We start from the raw sequence: 17,876 nt of genomic DNA on the forward strand, positions 1-17,876 counted from the left end.
AGTTTTCAGTTTTTAGTATTCAGTTTTTTTACAAAACTGCTGTTTATTACTTCGAAAAAAATAAGTACATTTGTTACTATATCAGTTAAAAATGAAAAACTTTAATAACATTATTATCGCGATTATCAGCATTATTGCAATTCAGCAATGATGGCGAGGTGTTATATAAATAAGTAAAATATAATTTATAAAAACCTCCCACATCGGGAGGTTTTTTATTTTTAAGAAGATTAAAAACGAAATATTTTTTTGCCACAGATTTAAAGGATTATAATGATTTTTTTAATCTGTGGAAATCCTTTAAATCTGTGGCAAAAAAATAAAAAACAAACAAATTATGAGTTTATTTAACGAAGTACTTAACGCAAAAAAGCAGCTAGAAAATGTAGTTGCCGCGACGCCCCTTACCCAAAATTTAAATCTTTCAGACGAGTTTAAATCGACTATTTTATTAAAACGGGAAGATTTGCAAATTGTTCGCTCATATAAAATTAGAGGTGCTTACAACAAGATTTCTACGTTAAATGATAAAGAAAAAGCAAACGGAATTGTTTGTGCCAGTGCAGGAAACCATGCGCAGGGTGTTGCTTATTCCTGCAATTTACTGCATATAAAAGGCAAAATTTACATGCCTAAAACAACTCCCAAACAAAAGGTAAAACAAGTACAATTGTTTGGAAAATCGTTTGTAGAAATTGTTTTAACCGGAGATACTTTTGATGATGCTTACGGATCGGCAACGGCAGATGCAATTAAAAATCATAAAACATTTATTCATCCTTTTGATGATGAAAAAGTTATTGCCGGACAAGGAACTGTAGGACTTGAAATTTTGGAAAGTTATACAAAACCAATCGATTATGTTTTTGTTCCGATTGGCGGCGGCGGACTTGCTTCTGGTTTATCTGAAGTTTTCAGGCATTTAAGTCCTAATACTAAAATCATCGGCGTTGAGCCAAAAGGCGCTCCTTCGATGAAAACTTCCATTGAAGAAAATAAAAATACCCCGCTTAAAACAATCGACAAATTTGTTGATGGCGCGGCTGTAAAACAAGTAGGCGATAAAACTTTTGAAATCTGCCGTTATAATCTGGAAGATATTATTTTGGTTCCCGAAGGTAAAGTCTGCACGACCATTTTACGATTGTACAATGAAGAAGCTATGGTTGTAGAACCTGCAGGCGCTTTGACAATTGCAGCTTTGGATTTTTACAAAGATAAAATTAAAGGTAAAAATGTAGTATGCGTTGTCAGCGGAAGTAATAATGACATTGAAAGAACCGCCGAAATAAAAGAACGTTCTTTACTTTATGAAGGTTTAATGCACTATTTTATGATCCAGTTTCCGCAGCGTCCCGGAGCTTTAAAAGAATTTGTAAATAACATTTTAGGGCCGGATGATGATATTACTTATTTCCAGTTTGCCAAGAAAAACAGCCGTGAAGTTGGTTCTGTTATTGTTGGTTTAGAATTGAAAAAGAAAAAAGATATTCTGCCTATCAAAATGAAAATGACACAATACGGATTTGAATTTCAATACTTAAACGATAATCAGGATTTGTTTACACAACTTATTGGATAAAAAATAAAAGGCTGCCTAAAAATTAGACAGCCTTTTAAACATCAATATAAAATTACTAATTGAATTCTCGATTTGTAATTATTGCTTTAATATTTTTTTAGAATAAGATCCCTGATTATCTGTTACTCTTACTACATAAACTCCTTTTGGTAATCTTGAAATTTCGATTTCTGCTTGATTTCCTTTTACAAAGTTTACATTCTTTTTCAAGATACTTTGTCCCGCAATATTGAATATTGCTACATCGGCGCTTCCTTCATGATTGGTATCAATTTTTAAATAATCGTTTGCCGAATTAATAAAAATAGCCATATCGTTTGTGCTTTCACCATCTTCTGTTATTGTCAAAGCTTTTTTTGCTGTCGATTCAACCTGAACAAACTGCCATTGCTGATTCAGTCCGCCCGTGTAATCCCAAACCTGAATATTAGCGCCATTTGCTGTAGAAACATTTTCAACATCAAGTGATTTACCTGTATTTACATTGGTAATTTTATAATATCCGCCGCCAAGACTTGCAACCGTCCATTTAAATTCATTAGAAGAAGAAAAAGATTTTTGCTGTACTTTTAGTCCATTTGCAGTTCCGTTATTTTCAACTGCCAAATACATTCCGGTTGATTTTACAATGATGTAATAATTCCCTGCTCCGTCAGAAACAAATTTCCAGCGCTGGTTATTTCCGCCGCCGCCTGTTACATCATATTGCTGTATTCTTCCACCACTTGTAGTTGAATTATCTGCTACATCCAGTCCTTTATTACTGTTTCTTGAAATAATATTATAATACCCCGGAAAACCAGTTGGAGGCGGTGTTCCTGCTCCCCACGTAAAAGTAACTGCTGATGATCCCGGAACTGTATAATTAAATGCTGATGATCCTGAAACCACTTTTATGGTATTTGATCCTCCTGAGTTGTAAATTACAAGTGCAGTTGAGCCATCAGGATTTTTGAATCCAACAGATAAAATACTTCCGTTGGTGCTTGAAGAACCAATTCTTACTGCACCCGGTTTTACGTATTTAGAGATTTGACCAATAATATAATAGGCCACATTTTTAGTATAACTTGTACTGTTATTAACTGTAATCGCTCCTAAACAAGTATTACATCCACCCGGAGTTCTTGGCCCTAAACTTGAATTGTTTGCAGCATTCCATTCTAAAACTGTTTTAGACCAGTTGTTTGTACTCCCAATAACAACGTTTTGCATGTGCCAGCCAAAATCTCCGCCAAAGCTTCCGCCTGAACCTGTGTATTGTTCTGTAAAATAAACGTTTTTGTTTGTTGAATTTCGTACTGTAGACATAGCCGAAATATTTCCTAAATATAAATGGAATGCCGCTCCGTCAACATAACTGCTGTTATTTAAAACATCAATTGGATATGCTGTATTGTTGCAGTTGTGATCAAAAGCAATAATTTTTACTCCTCCGTATCCAGCTGCAGCCAATTGAGGCCCAAGTTGTTGATTGATAAAATTCTTTTGTTCTGTAGAATTCATCAGCATACTTGGTTCGTTGTGCGGATTTTCAGGTTCGTTTTGCGGTGTGATTCCCCAAATAGGAATTCCCTGCGCCTGCATTGCTGCAATGTATTTTACAAAATATCTTGCATAAGCAGCATAATATTGTGTCTGCAGACTTCCGCCAATCCAGGAACCGTTGGTTTTCATCCAGCGTGGCGCTGACCAAGGTGTTGCCAAAATTTTAATGTTTGGATTTATCAGCTGAATCTTTTTGATAATCGGAATTAGATACGTTAAATCCGGTCCGTTTAAACTGAAGTTATTCATGTTAGTATCTCCGGAAGTTTCGTTATAACTATACGAAGAGTTACTTAAATCTGAAGCTGCAATACTAATACGAATTACACTTGCGTTTAATCCTGTATTTGGATTATATAAATCATTCAGTAATTGGTTTTGCTGCGTTGCTGCCATTCCGCTGATTACTTCGGCACTTCCTTCGGTAAGAGTGTAACCAAAGCCGTCCATTGTTTGGTACGTTGTTCCCGCATTAACTGTAACTGTAGAAGGATTTGTTCCTGAGTTTGTTCCGAAACTTACAGTTGCCTGCTGTTGTAATAATCTCGTTTGATCACCTGATGTTATAAAAGGTGTAACCGTCTGTGCATTTGTTTTGGTAATAGATAACAGCATTATAATAATGACTTGTGTCATAAAAGCTCTTACTCGGTTTGTAGGTTTTTGAGTAGTTTTGCGCATCTTTTTTGTGGTTTTTGTGGTTTGTTAATAGTTAAATTTTTCTCATTTTATTATGATTATTTTTATTAAAACGATTCAAAAATATATCAATTTTCACGAAATCGTTATAATTACAACTTTACAAATACACATCATTTGTAAATATTACCTTAACAAAAACACATCTTTATTTTTTATAAACAATTAAAAACCAATTATTTAAAATATTAAAAACCATAAAAAACTTACATTTAAATTTCAGTTTTTACAAAACTTTTAAAATCAGTAATTAAATTATCGTTTTTGATTCCCAAATACAACTTATAATTATTTCATAAATGACAAATATCATGGAACGAACCTGAAGTTATATCGTATTTTTGCATTTCAATTTTATTAGAAAACATGGAAACGCTTAAAGATATTTCGACCATAGAGGATATTAAACAAATGGTGAACAGCTTTTATGATAATGTTAGAAAAGATGATCTAATTGGTCCTATTTTTAATGATAAATTACAAGATCGCTGGGAGCCGCATTTGCAAAAAATGTATGGTTTTTGGCAGACTATTTTGTTTGATGTTCGCGCTTATTCGGGAACACCTTTTCCTCCGCACAAACAATTACCGGTAGATAAAACTCATTTTGACCGCTGGATACAAATTTTCAATACTACAATCGATGCGCAGTTTGCAGGAGTGATTACCGAAGAAGCAAAAATGCGTGCCACAAATATGGCTTTTATGTTCAGCCACAAAATTGAATATTTTAGAAATGCCGAAAACGAGTTACGAAATTCATCAGGTAAATTTTAAAAATAGCTGACAAATTAAATTTGGATACTGTTTTAAATTAAATAAATTTGATTGACCCAAATACTATCAAAAACCAATCAACTATTTAAAATGAAAAAAGTTATCCTGTTCTTTATAATCTGTTTCTCTTTTCTAAATCATTTAAACGCGCAATCACAAGCACCTGCTTTTAATTTATACAAAGGAACTGTCGATGGAAAAACTCCAATAACAGTTTATATTAAAACAGAAGAAAATCCATGTACTGCCGATTTAATGTATACGTCTATGTATCGATATGACAAATCAAAAAAATGGATTCAGCTTGATATTACTCAGAATAAAAAGAAAGAAAATGAATTTGTTTTAGTTGAACATGGTTTTAGCGGTGTTTTAATTTTAAAGAAAACCGGAAATACTTTTACGGGATTATGGATTAGTTCTGATGCTAAAAAACAATTACCAGTCGACTTGAAAGAAGCCTCAATGACGAAGAAAGAGCTGGAAAACTTCGAGAAAACATTGGAAAAAGTTAATTATGAAAATAATGACTGCTAAAATTTAGTTTTCCGCTAACTTCAAAAAATCTATAAAAACGCAATAAAAATCACTTTCGAATAAAAATTTTGTGATGAATAGCAAAAAATAGCGACCTAAATTCGTAATTTTACATTCTAATCTACAACGTTTTCGAAATGAATGCATCTATAGAAACAAATCCGTTATTAGAACGATTGCCAAAACATTTAAAGCAATTTATTAAACCTCAGGATTATAGTGATTATACACCAATTAATCAGGCGGTTTGGCGATATGTTATGCGTAAAAATGTAGATTACCTTTCAAAAGTTGCACATCATTCGTATTTAGAAGGTTTACGTAAAACAGGAATCGAAATTGATTCTATTCCGAGTATGTACGGAATGAACCGTATTCTAACTGAAATTGGCTGGGCTGCAGTTGCCGTTGACGGATTTATTCCGCCAAATGCTTTTATGGAGTTTCAGGCTTATAATGTTTTGGTTATTGCATCAGATATCCGTCAATTAGAACATATTGAATATACCCCTGCACCAGATATTATTCACGAAGGTGCCGGCCACGCTCCTATTATTGCCAATCCTGAATATGCAGAATATTTGAGACGTTTTGGAGAAATTGGCTGTAAAGCAATCTCATCTCACAAAGATTATCAAATGTATGAAGCGATTCGTTTGCTTTCTATTTTAAAAGAAGCCGAAGATACGCCTCAGGAAAAAATTGACGAAGCTGAAAAAGCAGTTGCCGATTTACAAAATGACATGGGCGAATTGTCTGAAATGGCTCAAATTAGAAACCTGCATTGGTGGACGGTTGAATACGGCTTGATTGGAACAGTTGAAAATCCAAAAATTTATGGTGCCGGATTACTTTCTTCAATTGGTGAAAGTGCCTGGTGTATGACCGATAATGTAAAGAAAATCCCTTATGATATTTCTGCAGCCAATCAAAATTTTGATATTACGCAGTTGCAGCCTCAGCTTTATGTAACGCCTACTTTTTCTTATTTAAGTTTAGTTCTGGAAGAATTTGCTAATAAAATGGCACTTCGTACCGGAGGACTTTCGGGAATTAAAAAATTAATTCAATCCAATGCTTTAGGAACAATTGAATTGAGTACTGGTTTACAAGTTTCCGGAGTTTTCACAAATGTTATTGAAGAAGAAGGAAAACCAGTCTATATTCAGACAACCGGAAAAACAGCTTTATCATACCGTGAAAAAGAATTAGTAGGACACGGAACTCTAACGCACCCACATGGATTTGGAAGTCCGATTGGGAAACTGAAAGGTTTTAATCTGGCAATTGAAGATATGAGTCCGAAGGATTTACAGGCTTACAGTATTGTTGAAAACGAAACTGTAAAACTGGAATTTGAAGGTAATATTATTGTTGAAGGTGAAATTATTACGGGTTCCCGAAACTTACACGGAGAAATCATTTTAATCAGTTTTAGAAATTGTACCGTAACGCATGGCGAAACTGTTTTGTTTCAGCCTGAGTGGGGAAATTATGATATGGCAATTGGTAAAAAAGTGATTTCGGCATTTTCTGGCCCGGCAGATGTAAATAGTTTTGACTTGATCAATATTGTGCCAACAACTAAAACAATAAAAGCAAAACATACTGATGAACGTAATGAATTGGAGAATTTATATGCGTTAGTTAGAGATATTAGAAAAAATAAAGGTTCTAAAACGGAGCTGAAATCTATTTTTGAAAACCTAAAAAATAATCATTCAAACGATTGGTTATTATCTGTTGAAATTGCAGAGCTTTTAAAAGATTCAGATGAAAAACAGCTTTTGCAGGAAGTGTTGGTTTATTTAGATAAATTGAAAGAAAAACGTCCTGAAATTGCGCATTTGATTTCTGGGGGATTGGATTTGATTTTTGATAGTTCTTTGCCGCATTTGCCACAAAGACACTAAGACGCTAAGACGCTAAGTTTTTTATTGCCTTTTTGTTTTTTGCCCGCAGATTTTACTGATTTAAACTGATATATGCAGGTTTTTTTAATCTTACAAAGTCTCAAACTTTTTTTAGTTGCCTCCTGTTTTAGCTGGAGGAAAAAATAAAGCCAAAAGAGTTTTGGCTAAAGCCTTTTTTAATTTCTTCATGTATACCTCCAGCTAAAGCTGGAGGCAACTAAAATCATTTTGATTTTTTATCCCGTTAGCTATCAGAAGTGCAAAAAACTTAGCGCCTTTGTGCCTTTGTGGCATTTATAACTTCAAATCCTGATTTAATTCGCTTTCAGATTCTATAGTTTTCCCGTTATATTGTAGTTTCCAGCCCATAGAATTTGTCATAATTAAGATCTTAGACAATTCGCTTATTAATCGGTTTTGGGCGTTTGTTTTTAGGGTTGATTTTTCGATTTTTTTTGCCAGATTGGCTTTTACCGATTTATTGATTTTATTGTAATCGTCGCCCGTAAACGGATTCAGTTTGCTTTGTTCGACATCATAAAACTGAATATCAGGATTAATCGTGATTTCTTCTTTTGGGATATTTAGAATCGTAATGGTTTTGTTTTTTTCGTCGATATCGTATTTCATTTTATGCAAATCGTAGGCAACGGTAACATTGGCATTTACCACAATAAGTGCCTTTTTTTCAAATGAAATCATATCCATCAAATACTTCTGCTGATTTTTATACGTGATTACTTCAGAGAAATGTCCTTCGGTAACCACCAGTTTTCCAACATTTAAAATTTGCTGCTGAATTAAATTGGTATTATAATCGATTGTAGAGTCGTCATCTTTTTTAAACTGGCAGTATTTAAAAGCCAGAACAATGACTAAAATAGTAATACCGATACTAATAATTCTTTTAACTAAGTTTTGCATTCCTGTAAAATATTTAGACGAATTTACTTCTTTTTTTCGAAGCTTACTAAAGTTTTTTTGCCACGAATTTCACGAATTTCCACTAATTCTATGTGTTGTATTTATGGGTCAATTCATAAATTAAAATCTCAAAAAAATTCGTGAAATTCGTGAAATTCGTGGCAAACTTTTTCTAAAAAGGATATCCAATCGCAATATTCAAAATCAGGTTATCTTTTCTCCACGTACTGCTTCCTAAATTAATATCGTCAATTACCCAGCGTTGTCCGTCTGGTAAGGAAGGATTTCGAAGCGGAATAGCTAAATCTGTTCTTAAAATCAGGAACGATAAATCAAAACGCAAACCTGCTCCTGCCCCAACTGCAATTTGTTTCATAAAATCTTTTGAGATTTCGGCTCCGGGTTTATCTGGGTCGGCATTTAAAAGCCAAATATTTCCAGCATCTAAAAATACTGCACCTCTTACGATACTAAATAATTTTGCACGATATTCTGTATTGAATTCCAGTTTTAAATCTGCCGATTGATCTGGTGTATAATTATTGTTTGTTGTTGGCGGAATAACATAACTTCCCGGCCCTAAAGTTCTGGCTCTAAAGGCTCGAATACTATTAGTTCCTCCTACTACAAATTGTTTTGATGTTGGAAGCGTATTTGAATTTCCGTAAGCAAATCCGGCACCCACAATTAATCGGCTGGCTAATTCGCTTTCTTTTCCTAATTTTAAATAATGCCTGAAATCAGATCTGATTTTTACATATTGGCTAAACGGAACACCAAATATTTTTATCGTGTCATTTTTCTTAATATTCGCGCCTGTAACTAAACCTGTAAGATTACCAGCCAAATCTAATTCTCCATTAAAATAGATTGTATTTTTTCGGCGTTTCTGCATCGTATTTGTATAGGTATAGCTGTAAGTTGGACCAAAAATTAACTGTTTTTCAATTACTTTTCCTAATGCTGCATCTTCCTCAATATCTTCTAAATATTCTGGTGTAACATGGTTTGGACTTACATATGTTACATCGATCACATTTAACTGATGTTCTTTCCGAATATTTTCTTTCCACAAATATCCAAAAGAGGTATTAAAGGAATTTAGTGCATACAACTGCGTTCTTTTTTGATATTCGTATCGCAAAGTTGCTTTAGTTCTTGGTACATATTCACTGTTTCCTTCAATATTAAACGGCGTTATAAATCTCGGCCAGGTTAAACTTGTTTCTGCTCCCAGTTTATAAATATTTTTTCCTTTGTTTACGCCTCCAAGCTGAAAATCGGCACCGCCAAAAACAGATACTGTAAATAGTTCTGCCCCTTTAAATAAGTTTCGGTTATTCCAGTTCACGTTTACTTCTGTTCCAGTATAACTGGCTGAATTTGTTTTTCCTAAAACTTCAACACGAATAAACTTTTTCGGCAGAAGCGTTAGATAGTAATACGAATCCAATGCATTTGGAATACTATCTGAAAGTTTAAATTCATTTTTTACGAAACTAAAAGTCCCCAGATTTACAAACCGATTTAAAGTTAGATTATGGTCCTTTCTGTTATACAAATCTCCTTTTTTAAAATATATTGTTCGGTCGTAAATCCTTGGTTTAAAGGTTTCAGTTGTATCTATAATGGTGAAATCTTTATATTGGGTAATATCTCTTTTTCTATAAACTGCACTGTCATTCGAAAGAGAATAATTGGGATACACAAAAATATTATTAATCTTATAAGCTGTAAGGGCTTTTGGCGGCGTATCTGGTTTTATTATAATTCTGACTTTTACTTCGTGATCTCCTTTACTGCTGTCTACTTGTGCCAAAAGATAATCTGGGTTAAAGTAAAAATAGCCTTTCTCTTTAAGTCTTGCGTCAATTCGTTCTCTTTCGGCTTTTATAATATCGAGATCATACGGTTTTCCAACTTTCAATAAACTTCTTCGGCTTGATCTTCCTATAATTCTGGACATTGCCAAAGAATCATCAGGAAAGGTCACGCTTTTAATGATGTATTGTTTTTTAGGTATAACAGTATATTCTGCCGTAACCCGTTTATTTCTAACGGTAGAATCGGCACTGACACGGGTTTTAAAATAACCGCGGTTTTCGGTAAAATTTCGTAAAACAGAAACATTGTAATCTAAATCGACTTTGCTGAAAAGTACTGGCGGCTCGCCTACTTTATTTCGAAGCCAATATCTGGTTCCTTTTTGTTTTTTAGGCTCGCCGGCAAAATTGTAAATCCATAATTTAGGACGTAATCCAAAAATTTGTTTGTTTGGTTTTGGGCGTAATAAATCTTCTAATTCTTTCTCGAGTGCTTTTCTTTCCTTTTTCTTTATTAAAGAATCTTTGACTTTTACAGAACCTCCAATGTAAAGCAAATCTCCTTCTGGCAGATATTTTGTATTACTGCAGCCTAAAACAAAAAACAGGCAGAACAGTAAAAAATACTTTGCATATTGATTTTCTAAATGATTATGTTTTTTGTTCATTGCCTTCAATTTGATTTTCCTGCTGTTCTTCTTCTGGTTTTCCCTTCTCTTTTACTTCTTTCTTTTTTTGTTTTTCTTTCTCTTTACGGATTTTTTCTTCTCTTATTAGTTCCTTTTCCTTTTCTGTTCGATGAAAAAGTTCTCTGAATTTATTGTAACTCATTGTAATAATAAAAGCAACACCCGTTTCTACAACCTGACCTTCAACCGCTACCTGATATTGATTTTTTCTGTAGGCACGAACCATATAACGGCCGTCTTTTGTAAGCTGATAATCCAGTGCCACGTCTCCCGCAATATTGGTGCTTTCTTCGTTGGCACGTTCTGCGCCTTCTACGCCAAAACTGCTTCCTACAGTTACTTTCAATCTGTCATCCAGCAGTTTTTTAGAAACAGCGACATTCAAATCGGTTCTGTTTTGCATGGTTCCGGAAGAATAATCTTCTGTTGATTCTAAATCAAAATTGACTTCAAATCCCGTAATTAATTCTCCGGCAAGATTGTTTAATTGCTGCGAAAGAATTTTGCTCACACTCTGCCTTGCCAAAGATTCGGCATTTGTACCGCCGCTTTCACTTGCAAATGGATTTTCGCCCACAAATCGGTTTAATAATAAAAGAGCAAAAACCTGTTTATTTAATTCTGCAGGATCTTGTTCTAATTGTTTTAGTTTAGTCTGCGTTAATGTAACAACATCCGAAGAAACATCGTAATTACCATCTGGAAGTACAATTCCAAAAGAAATTTCCGGTTTCATTAATTCCCCTTTCATTTTCAATAAAGTCTGAAACGGAAGCTTTTGTTTGTATGTATTTCTTACGGCAGAATCATCGTTCGGGAGCTGATTTCCAAGCAAATCAATTGGCGCAGCATTTACTTTATAAATTGCCGTAATATTTAAATTTGCCATTGTCGGCTCACCATTCCAAGTGATATAACTTCCTTTTTGAATATCAAATTTTCTTCTAATTCCGTTAAAATTCATTTCATAAGCCCCATCCGAAAACTCATATTTTCCGGTCAAAGTTGTTTTTCCAGATTTATCGATTCCGCCAACTAATTCTGCTTCTCCTTTCAATTTCAAATAATCACCATTTGCTTTATCAATTAACAAAGTGAGTTCTGCCTCTTTATCAATCGAAATGGCGACATTAACATCCATTCCTTTTACTTCAGACTGATCCAGTTTGTTTTGTAAATCAACCCTTTGTCTCAAATACATATTATCCTCGTCAACAAACTCTACAATTCCTTCGCGATCTGCGATTGAAGGATCTGATTGCGGCATTACGACCGTAAACTTGGTTTCTTTATTAATTTTAATTGTTCCGTCGACAACCGGACTATCTAAATTTCCTTTAATATTTAGTTTTGTATTTAAAAACATATCTCCATAAAACAAATCATTATCAGTTTCTTTAGAATGTACTGCCCTAAAATCATTTGCTGTAACAACTAACCCAAAATTATAATTCTGAAAATCAGATGATTGAATAGTTCCATCTACAGCAAGTTCGTTGTCGTTTTCGTCGTGAAGCGTAAACTTATCGAAAGTAATTACATCATTATTAAAGGTGATTTTTTCCTGATTTGTTTTGAAAAATGAATTCAGCTGTGTGATTCTAAAACCACCATCATTAAAATTTAATTCGCCCGCAACTTTTGGACTTGATGCATTTCCGAGAATTTTAAAGTTTCCTGACAAATATCCCGTTCCGTCTGTTATGCTGCCCATTGTAAAGCCTTGAATACTTTTAACATACAATTTATTGATATCTAAATTGAAGTCAAGGTTTCCATCATCCATTTTATAATTTCCGGTCAGGTTTACTTCGTTTCCTTCTCCGGTTAATGCCACATTTGCATTTAATAAATTAGCGGTTTTATTATCAACTTTTATTTCAATATCGCCAACTGTTTCTCCTCTAAAAGCAAAATCATCAATTTTTAAATCAGAAGTAAAAGTTGAGGTTGTCATTACGTTTTCTACAACAGCATTTCCGTTAATTAAACCCTGCATCAACAGTTTATCTTTTTTAACCATATTCATAATGGTTTCGATTTTGAAGTTTACAAAATCGACTTGCAATGGCGCATTATCCTGTGTTCCCTGCGATTGAATTTTTAATTCATTTCCGTTATTATTGAGGAAAAATTTATTGACGTAAAGACGTTTATCTCCAAATTCTATGGCATTTTCAGGATCAATGTTCCACTTGTCGTAATTTAAAATGAAGTTTTCGGCATCAATTTTAAATATGTTTTTAGAATCTTCTGCCTTAAATTCTCCGGCAATAAAATATTGAGGTTTTTCTTTTGCGTCCTGAACTTCAAGCGCATAAGTCAAAATATTATTTTCTACTTTTCCTGATAAGCTGGTAAACGGAATTTTTAATGAACCGCTTTCAATCGTTGCCACAGAAACAGAATATTCTAAAGCATTTTCTTTGGCTTCGATATTAATTTTTCCGTCGGAAATTGTATTTTCTGCATACACAATTCTCGGAATTATTCCTCTTATTTCTAAAGAATCGGTTACGTTGTTGTATTTTCCGGTGATTTTAATTGGTTCTAAACCTGTCAGTTTCGGAATTAGTTTAAAAAGAATCGGGTCATTATCAACCGTTACTGTAAAAGCCAAACGCTGCTCGTCAGATTCTCCGTTTGCTTTTGGAGTTTTTAAATCAATATATTTTGACAATGATTTTTTAATGGCCGCTGTCAATGTTGTCAATTTGTATTTTCCGTCGACTTCGGCTTTTAAAAACTGAGACGAGATTTTAATATTATTTCGGGTATTGTCTGAAAAAGCAATAATACGAACCGAATCTAAAACAATTGGCTCTTTATCCTGCAGAATCTGAACGTTTGAAAGAAACACTTTTCCATTCAAAAAATTCGGATTACTATTGGCAATATCAGCATCAACATTGCCGCGAAGCTTCATTGGTCCGGCATGAAGATTTAGTTTTTCAAGATCAGCAATATCCAGGTTTAGTTTTAATTTTATTGACGGATATTTTTCTTGTGTATTTCCGCTCGCAGCCAAATCAAAATTTAAATTTGGATCTTGCATTCCTGATTTTACTGCAAATGATCCGTTTTCGATATTTCCTTTTAAAGCTAAATCCCTGTAAGTATATCTGTTAAAAACTGCTTTCTGCACAATTCCGTCTAGCTCTGCTTTTGCTGTTTTTGGGTCTAAACCATTTCCTTTTACTTTTGCTTTAAGCGTAATTTTTCCAATTGAATCGTTTTTGATTAATCTGCCTAAATCAAAATCAAGCAGATAAACCGTTGCGTCGTATTTCTCTTTTTTCTTAACACGCTGATCGAATAAGGCATCTACTTTTGCGTTTCCGAAACTGTTGTTTAAAGCCAGATTGGTTTTGAAATTCTGAACCGAACCTTTAAATTTTCCCTGCAGGTTTATTTGCGACGGAAGCTGAATGTTTTTCGGAATTGTTCCTGCCGGTACAAACGTATTTATATCTTTAGAAGTCGTGATTATTTTTTTGATATCTAAATCATAATACGCTTTTTGAGCATCAGGAAGCCCGGTTATCTTCCCCGAAAGGGAAACTTTTGTGGTTCCTATTCCGCTCATTTCGAATTTCGGAATATTCAAATCTTTTACTTTTCCGCTCACACGGCTGTTTATATATAAAACCGCATTTGGATTACTTTTAAACGGATTAGTTTTCTGCAAATCGGGAGCAAATAACAAAATGTCTTTAAAGCCGATTTTCGAATCTTTTAAATTGGCATCGACAGCAAGATTTGCAATGTCTTTTTGAAGTGCTGCGAGTGATTTGTATTCAACCTTAATTTTATCTTGTACAAGTGTTTGCGGTGTTTTTAAATACAAATTATTTAAATAGACGTTTTTAGGCCCATAGAAAAAATCTGTTTTTAAAGACTGAACGTGCAAACCGCTTTTTTCTGCTGCTGCAAGTGATTTTATATTGCCCGAAATGGTATCGTTGCCATAATGCAATTTCTCGGCTTCAAGATTGAATTTGCTCAAATCTAAATGGCTGTAATCGATTCCTTTTGCAGTGGGTTTCGATTGCATGTCATCAAATTTAAAGGCTATATTTTGTATGTTTATTTTATTGAGTTTTGCTTTCCAGCCGGCTTGTTTTATGGCTGTTTTATCTAAACTTGGTGTTTGAATTTGTTTGTCTTTTACTCCTAAACGCAGATTTCCGCTAAGGTTTTTTAGTTCGAAAGTATCGAAATCTAAAAGCTGTTTGTTTAAGTCAATTTCATTAACGGATAAATCTAAATTTCCGAGTTTTATTCCTGAGTCTAATTTTGAATCTTTATTATCGTACGTAATATCAATTTTTGACAAACTGATTTTGCCGAGTTTTAATTTGAAGTCTTTTCGTTTTGAAATTGTATCTACAGTTTCTACCGAAACAACAGCAATTTGTTCTACAACATCCTGATTTAAAACTAATTTTAATCCGTTCAGATTGATATTTGGAATATCAAAATCCATTTTATCCAAATCGAATTTATTGAATTTTGTATCAAAATGCGTCAGTTTTACGGCAATGTCATTTTTAGAAAAATCGTCTTTAAAATTAAATTTGACATTATCCAGATTTACTTTTACAACTGATATTTTAAATGGTTTTGCATTTGGATCTTCGACTTTTGGTTCTTTTGATTCGAATGCTTTTATGATATAATCGAAATTGAAAACACCTTCTTTATTTCGGGAAATATTGGCTTTTACATTTTCTAGCGAAACAGAATTGATTTCGAGTTCTCTGCTTACGAGTTTAAAAAGGTCAACATCTACTTCTAAACGTTTTCCTGCCAGCAGTGTATCTTTCTTTTGATCTTCAAAGTAAAAACCTTCAAGAACTACATCTTTCGGAAATTTAATGGAAATATGATCTAAGGAAACTTTGGTTTTTATCTTTTTATGGAGATAAGAGATCGCTTTGTCTTTGGCGAAATTTTGAACTGAAGGAACCTGAATTAATATTATAAGAAGTAATAAAAGCGCAACTATAGAAACTATACACCAAAGCAGTATACGAAATGTTTTTTTTAGATAATGAATGGTGGTTTTCTTATTCATAGGTCAATAAAATACAGGATTTAATTGCTTCTGAAAAAAGCATGGCTGCGCATCTTACAAAAATGTAAAATTTAAACCTTTAACAATTTACATAATTATTGGGAATTATTCTAAAATTTTGCTGTAAAATAGTTAATTTCTTACTTTTGAGTTTTAGCCACTAAGGCGCTAAGACGCAAAGTTTTTTTATCCAAAATATCTTATAATAATATTTGGTGCTTAGTGAAAAATTAAAATTTAAGATGGGAAATCTTTTCTTCTAAAAGATTCATTTTCTGCTGAAGTTTAGCCAGGAATTTTTGGTGTTGTTCTGATTCGGGATTGAAGCTGCGATGGCGGAGGCTTTTTTGAATTTCATCTACTTCCTGCATCGTTGAAATGCTTTCTTGCGAGATATAATTTTCGCTGAAAAGTTTCCAGATATAATCGATTGCGATTTGGTTGGGATGCAGCATATCTTCCTTATAAAAACGATAATCACGAAGTTCGTCCATCATGATTTCGTAGGACGGAAAGTATTCAGTGTTCAGTTTTAAGTGTTCAGTATTCAACGCAGAATGCAAAGCTGTAAATAAATGCGATTTGCTTAATTGATTTTCTACAAAACCATCTTTGATGTGACGTACTGGCGAAATAGTAAAAATGAAATTGATATTTGGATTCAAAGTCTGGATTAAATCTATGGTGTTTTGAATACTTTTTTGAATTACTTCAACAGATAATAACTCTTTTGAAAACTGCTTTTGAGGAACTTTATGGCAATTAGCAGCTATTTCGGTGCTTTCAATATTTCTGTAAATCCAGGAAGTTCCAAATGTTACAATAATATGTGTGGCTTTTTTTATCTGTTTATTGGTTTCTGTAATGGCTTTATTGAGCGTTTCTAATAATTCTTGTCTGTTGGCATTACTTAAATCTGAATGTACTTCGAAACTGTGCCAGCGTTCGTTGTGAAAAAAAATGTCTTTTTCTGTAAATACATCTTCATTGCAAACTCTGCTGAATAATTTTTCAATCGAAACCGGATTAAATATAATTCCAAACGGATTTCTTTCATTTTGAAACTTGAAATAATCAAATTTCTGTGCCATATTTTCTACAAAACAAGAACCAACAGAAAGTATCTTCGAGTTATAATCAATTGGATTGTTACTTTTTGAAATTGGGATTTGGGTTCTGAATTGCATATTTTCTAAATTTAAATACGAATTTCACCAATTTTCACCAATAAAAAAACCAAATACATGAAGTATTTGGTTCTTGGTAATTAATACAAATATTTTGTAATGGTTGTTACTTGTTTTCCTCCTTTATAATATGTCTCTAAGCTTGGATATCCTTTAACATCATATTCATAGTCTTTTATATCAAGGTAAGCACTTGAAGTGACAGAAAAACTGCTTAAACGATTATTAAAAGATGATTTTTCATCATTTATAAGTAAACTCATACCTAAAATATTTTTAAAAGGAGAATTCATATTATCATAAACATAAGTAAATGTATAAGAATGGATGCCTGTTTTTGTATTTACATAATCCCTTTTAATCAGATTTCCATTTTTTATCTTAAGTAAAGAAAAATAATCATCCTCTGCTTCGATCTTAGTTAAATAATCTGTACTAAATCTTTGTTCTTTAACTAAAGTATCTGATAAATATGTGTAAACCGATCTTATATTAATTATACGAGGATTTGATGCCCAATTGTCTAGATAATTAATCGATGCTAATTTTCCATTTGTGTAAGAATAAGTTTCCCCATTAACTCTAACTTCTTTTCCTTGAACAATATTATAGTAGGTTTTACCTACAATTATATTATCCTCATAATGGTAATAAATTTTATCCTTTTTATAGGATATACTTTTAATTTTATTTTTATCGTAAGAAAAAAGAACAGTATCAGTACTAAATCCAGGATCAATATATATCATAGATTTAGGTAATATTGTCGTATCATCTTCAGTATTATCACTATCATTACTTGAACAAGAAAGGAATGTGAAAATTAAAAAAAGGAGTAAATTCTTTTTCATTTGGCATGTATTTAGATTTATACTAACAAACATATCACACACCCCTTACAAAAACGAGCTATTCCTGTCATTTTACTATTACAATAAGGTATTTTTAGCTCAAGAACTAGTAGGTATATTTTCTATTTCTATTCACTGATAATCTTTATCATCATAAATATAGTTTCTCAAATAAATATCAATAATTGCTCATTTTGTTATTGAATAATAATCCCTTCGATATAAGCTAAAGATCAATAAATAAAAATTTACATTTTTAATAACAAAAA

Annotated in this window: 10 protein-coding genes; 4 read left to right on the plus strand and 6 right to left on the minus strand. The window is 32.9% G+C overall.

Features of this window, described 5'->3' with window-relative positions; genetic code table 11:
- The first annotated feature begins 337 nt into the window (after positions 1-337).
- Positions 338-1,582, plus strand: coding sequence for a threonine ammonia-lyase IlvA (gene ilvA / locus LUU93_RS19920; RefSeq protein ID WP_180858554.1), 1,245 nt, complete (start codon positions 338-340; stop codon positions 1,580-1,582).
- A gap of 78 nt (positions 1,583-1,660) precedes the next feature.
- Here ilvA and LUU93_RS19925 read toward each other — a convergent pair whose 3' ends face one another.
- Entirely contained in the window at positions 1,661-3,811 is a 2,151-nt protein-coding gene (locus LUU93_RS19925; RefSeq protein ID WP_232682904.1) for an RICIN domain-containing protein, read from the minus strand.
- Between the two features lie 384 nt (positions 3,812-4,195).
- Here LUU93_RS19925 and LUU93_RS19930 point away from each other — a divergent pair, with 384 nt between their 5' ends.
- The 3 genes from LUU93_RS19930 to LUU93_RS19940 all read left to right on the plus strand — a co-directional run bounded on the left by LUU93_RS19930 (position 4,196) and on the right by LUU93_RS19940 (position 7,056).
- Positions 4,196-4,606, plus strand: a complete 411-nt coding sequence (locus tag LUU93_RS19930; protein ID WP_232682905.1) for a group III truncated hemoglobin — start codon at positions 4,196-4,198, stop codon at positions 4,604-4,606.
- A gap of 90 nt (positions 4,607-4,696) precedes the next feature.
- Positions 4,697-5,143, plus strand: a complete 447-nt coding sequence (locus tag LUU93_RS19935; RefSeq protein ID WP_232682906.1) for a hypothetical protein — start codon at positions 4,697-4,699, stop codon at positions 5,141-5,143.
- 137 nt (positions 5,144-5,280) lie between these two features.
- On the plus strand, positions 5,281-7,056 hold the full coding sequence (locus LUU93_RS19940; RefSeq protein WP_232682907.1) for an aromatic amino acid hydroxylase: 1,776 nt from the start codon (positions 5,281-5,283) through the stop codon (positions 7,054-7,056).
- Positions 7,057-7,350: 294 nt separating this feature from the next.
- On the opposite strand, the gene LUU93_RS19945 is transcribed toward LUU93_RS19940, so the two are convergent.
- The 5 genes from LUU93_RS19945 to LUU93_RS19965 form a co-directional block, all read right to left on the minus strand.
- Complete coding sequence (locus LUU93_RS19945) at positions 7,351-7,980, minus strand: DUF4230 domain-containing protein (protein ID WP_232682908.1); 630 nt, start codon at positions 7,978-7,980, stop codon at positions 7,351-7,353.
- Positions 7,981-8,152: 172 nt separating this feature from the next.
- The gene (gene tamL, locus LUU93_RS19950; protein ID WP_232682909.1) at positions 8,153-10,471 is read right to left on the minus strand and encodes a translocation and assembly module lipoprotein TamL; all 2,319 of its coding nucleotides are present in this window, start codon (positions 10,469-10,471) and stop codon (positions 8,153-8,155) included.
- Complete coding sequence (locus LUU93_RS19955) at positions 10,455-15,569, minus strand: translocation/assembly module TamB domain-containing protein (RefSeq protein WP_232682910.1); 5,115 nt, start codon at positions 15,567-15,569, stop codon at positions 10,455-10,457. Before LUU93_RS19955 ends, tamL begins: the two co-directional genes overlap by 17 nt.
- Positions 15,570-15,799: 230 nt before the next feature.
- A complete protein-coding gene (locus LUU93_RS19960) occupies positions 15,800-16,756 on the minus strand; it encodes a GSCFA domain-containing protein (RefSeq protein ID WP_232682911.1) in 957 nt (318 codons plus the stop codon).
- Positions 16,757-16,836: 80 nt separating this feature from the next.
- On the minus strand, positions 16,837-17,607 hold the full coding sequence (locus LUU93_RS19965) for a hypothetical protein (RefSeq protein WP_232682913.1): 771 nt from the start codon (positions 17,605-17,607) through the stop codon (positions 16,837-16,839).
- Positions 17,608-17,876: the final 269 nt, after the last annotated feature.

This window comes from Flavobacterium soyae (assembly GCF_021245985.1).
In the GTDB taxonomy this organism is placed as follows: domain Bacteria; phylum Bacteroidota; class Bacteroidia; order Flavobacteriales; family Flavobacteriaceae; genus Flavobacterium; species Flavobacterium soyae.

What these genes read in the sequence shown, in the direction of transcription:
- LUU93_RS19930 (WP_232682905.1), top strand. Translation starts at nt 4,196, where the DNA reads ATGGAAACGCTTAAAGATATTTCGACCATAGAGGATATTAAACAAATG.
- LUU93_RS19955 (WP_232682910.1), bottom strand. Translation starts at nt 15,569, where the DNA reads ATGAATAAGAAAACCACCATTCATTATCTAAAAAAAACATTTCGTATA.
- LUU93_RS19965 (WP_232682913.1), bottom strand. Translation starts at nt 17,607, where the DNA reads ATGAAAAAGAATTTACTCCTTTTTTTAATTTTCACATTCCTTTCTTGT.
- LUU93_RS19925 (WP_232682904.1), bottom strand. Translation starts at nt 3,811, where the DNA reads ATGCGCAAAACTACTCAAAAACCTACAAACCGAGTAAGAGCTTTTATG.
- LUU93_RS19940 (WP_232682907.1), top strand. Translation starts at nt 5,281, where the DNA reads ATGAATGCATCTATAGAAACAAATCCGTTATTAGAACGATTGCCAAAA.
- LUU93_RS19960 (WP_232682911.1), bottom strand. Translation starts at nt 16,756, where the DNA reads ATGCAATTCAGAACCCAAATCCCAATTTCAAAAAGTAACAATCCAATT.
- LUU93_RS19935 (WP_232682906.1), top strand. Translation starts at nt 4,697, where the DNA reads ATGAAAAAAGTTATCCTGTTCTTTATAATCTGTTTCTCTTTTCTAAAT.
- ilvA (WP_180858554.1), top strand. Translation starts at nt 338, where the DNA reads ATGAGTTTATTTAACGAAGTACTTAACGCAAAAAAGCAGCTAGAAAAT.
- tamL (WP_232682909.1), bottom strand. Translation starts at nt 10,471, where the DNA reads ATGAACAAAAAACATAATCATTTAGAAAATCAATATGCAAAGTATTTT.
- LUU93_RS19945 (WP_232682908.1), bottom strand. Translation starts at nt 7,980, where the DNA reads ATGCAAAACTTAGTTAAAAGAATTATTAGTATCGGTATTACTATTTTA.